Annotated in this window: 2 protein-coding genes and 1 pseudogene; 1 reads left to right on the top strand and 2 read right to left on the bottom strand. The window is 73.3% G+C overall.

Going from position 1 to position 2,921, the window contains the following annotated elements; genetic code table 11:
* Both FV222_RS21845 and FV222_RS21840 read right to left on the bottom strand, forming a co-directional pair.
* Positions 1–301 (bottom strand): annotated as a pseudogene (locus tag FV222_RS21845) (Tellurite resistance protein TerB); the annotation flags it as partial.
* A 244-nt stretch (positions 302–545) separates the two neighbouring features.
* Positions 546–2,129, bottom strand: coding sequence for a CYTH and CHAD domain-containing protein (locus FV222_RS21840; protein ID WP_147764376.1), 1,584 nt, complete (start codon positions 2,127–2,129; stop codon positions 546–548).
* A 388-nt stretch (positions 2,130–2,517) separates the two neighbouring features.
* Between FV222_RS21840 and FV222_RS21835 the strand changes: the two genes are divergently transcribed.
* Positions 2,518–2,921, top strand: a 404-nt coding sequence (locus tag FV222_RS21835; RefSeq protein WP_187277416.1) for a GTP-binding protein, incomplete at its 3' end; no start/stop codon positions are given.

The raw sequence follows: 2,921 nt of genomic DNA, 5'->3' as shown, positions 1-2,921 counted from the left end.
GCGCCCGGTCGGCGAGCGCCGACGCGTGGCGCAGGTTCTCCGCCCGGCCCGCCCGCGTCCGGGCGCGGGCGATCCCGTCGTAGAGCTCGGCCTCGAGCATCAGGGTGTCGTAGCCCTTCTCGAGGATCGGGTTGGCCTTGAGGCCGGCCAAAGCCGTCTCGAACTCGGCGCCGGCCACCTCGCCGTCGGCGACGATGACGTTGGCGGCGGCCGAGACCGCCGCCAGCATCAAGGCCTTGTCGCCGGCATAGGCCGTCACCGCCTGGGTCAGGCGGCCGAAGATGTCTTTCAGGAAGCTCATGGGAACCGGGTCTTTGGGGTCGCCGATGCGTCGGGGGGATAACAGAACCCGGGCGGTCCGTGTTGCACCGATGACGGCCCGCGTCGAACGGACATGATCGAGAAAAACGCAGGCGCGATGATGCCCCGTCGCCCGGCCTCCCGGTCCGGATGCCGGCCGACCGTCGGGCCGGGCGCGCCTACCCCCAACGGGCGCGCCCGGCCCGCATGGTCCGGCCTCGTCGAGGTGCCGTGGGCCGGCCGCTTCAGCGCCAGAACGGCTTGAGGTCGGTCAGAGCGCCGTGGGCCTCGGCCGCGCCCGCGAGCAGGTCGTCCGCCTTCGCCTCGGCGTCGGCGGTGGCGAGGCCCGCGGCGAACAGGGCCTGGCCGTCGAGGGCGTCCGGCTTGGGGCCGGACTCGTCGGCGAGGCCGGCCATCACCGCGTGCGCGGTGGCGAGGTCGTTGAGGCCGCCGAGGTGGTCCTGAAGGTCGGACAGGGCGGCGGCGAACGCCTTGTGGCGCCGACGCGCCTTCCGGCCGCCGTAGAGGCCCGCGAAGAACTCGGCACCGTAGCGCAGCTTCTTGCCGGCGATGCGCACGCGATGGCGCGCCTCCGGGTCGAGCCGTTCGATGTGACGGCCGCGCTTGGCGATCCGCCGGCGCAGGCGCTCCAGCACCTCCGTGGCGAGCTCGCGGGCAGGCGCGTCGCGGAGCTTGCCCGCGCCCTCCCGCCACGGGCCGACCTCGATCCATGCGAGCAGGTCGAGGAGCAGGCCGCGCCATTCGGGCGAGGCCAGGATCGCGCCGACGGCGTCGTGCGCCCGGTCGCGCTCGGTCTCCAGGCGCTCGCGCAGGGCGACGAGCCCCGGCTCGTCCGGCCGCCGGGCGATCTCCTCGGGCAGGGTGCTCTCGAGGAACACGTCGAGGTTGCGCGCCCGGCCGAACGGCTCGGTGACGCGCTTGATCTCGTCGCCGAGCGCGGTCGCGCGGGCGTCGCCCGCCAGCATCGGCCGGAACAGCCAGAGCGCGGTGCGCAGCCGCCGCAGGGCCACCCGCATCTGGTGCAGCGCCTCCGGGTCGCGGGCGTGCCGCCAGACGTCCTCGTTCAGGCGCAGGTGCCGCAGGCACCCGAGCGCGATGTGGCGGAAGGCCTCGCCGCCGGTCGCGTCCTTCGGCAACGGCGACATGTCGGACTTGCTCGGCCGTGCGGCCTTGCCGTCGCGCAGGGCGAAGCCGCGGGCGCTCTTGGACAGCACGCCGACGCGCAGCGGCACCGTCTCGGCGAGCACCTGGGCCAGCGCGAACAGGTCGGCGGGGTTTCCGGATTCGAGCTCCAGCTCGAGCTCGCACAGGGGCGCGTCGCCCTTTTCCGTCTCGACCCGGCCCTCGTCGAGGGTCGCCGCGATCCGCGAGGCGCCGTAGGTCACCGGCCGCACCGAGCGCATCACCACGGTTCGGAACTGCGCCACCAGCGCCGGCGCCTTCGCCTCGGCGATGAGGTCGGCCACCGGCGTGCCGGCGAAGGCCGACGGATCGAGCGCCTCGCCGGCGACCGGGCTCTCCCATTCCGCCCGGTCGAACAGTCCGGCCGCGCCCGAGCCCGCCTTCACCGTCTGGACGAAGCTCTCCCCCGTCCGCCGCACCCGAAGCGTCAGGTCGGCGGCGCGCAGCGCCCCGTCCTCGGTGTCGTAATAGGTCGCCGCGAGAAGCTTCGGCTCGGAGGCTCCGGCTTCGCCGTGCCCGTCAGCTTGCCCTTCACCGTGCCCCTGCAGGAGCGGGTGTGCGCCGAGGGCGGCGAGGTCGGGGCCCGTGCAGTCCAGCTTCAGCTCGATCTCGCGCGGCGTGTCCATGTAGCGTGTCGTCCGTTGGTTTCGGGCCGTAGCCCCGTCACCGCGAGAACGCACCGGACTCTCCTCCGATCCGTCGCGGTCCGCAGCCCTGTAGCACGCGCGGGGCCAGGGTGCCGCACCCCGCGCCGCACCCCGCGCCGCATCCGCGAAGTTCGCCCTTGGTGGCGCCTGCGCTTCGTGCAAAAGCCTGATGCGATAACCTATCGTGCGCAATCGACTGCGGTGGGGTCCTGCCCGGCGGGCGCGTCGCGGGATCAGGTGGCGCGACGTGGCCGTTCATGGGAACGGCTTGCATGTCCGGTGCGTGCGCGGCCATGTCGTCGGACGAACGCCGCGCGGCGGCAGCGATTTTGGAAGTACGCCCGGTCGGGACGGTGACGAGCAAGCGATGAAGACACTCCTCGTCGGCGTGATCGGACATGTCGATCACGGCAAGACCGCGCTGGTCCGGGCGCTCACCGGCATCGAGACCGACCGGTTGAAGGAAGAGAAGGCCCGCGGCGTCTCGATCGTGCCGGGCTTCGCCCTCCTCGCGCCCGAGGGGCGTGACGGCGAGATCGACCTCGTCGACCTGCCCGGCCACGAGCGCTTCGTCCGCGCGATGATCTCGGGCGCCACCGGCATGGGCGCGGTGCTGCTGGCGGTCGACGCCAACGAGGGCATCAAGCCGCAGACCCTCGAGCACCTCGAGATCGCCCGGTTGATCGGCGTGCGTCGCGGGGTCGTCGCGCTCACCAAGTCCGACCTCGTCGCGCCCGAGCGGCTGGCGGAGCGCGCGGCCGAGGTCGGACT

This window comes from Methylobacterium sp. WL103, from assembly GCF_008039885.1.
GTDB lineage: Bacteria > Pseudomonadota > Alphaproteobacteria > Rhizobiales > Beijerinckiaceae > Methylobacterium > Methylobacterium cerastii.
The sequence above is the reverse complement of the archived record's forward strand: the minus strand, read 5'-3'. Positions and strand labels throughout refer to the sequence as shown.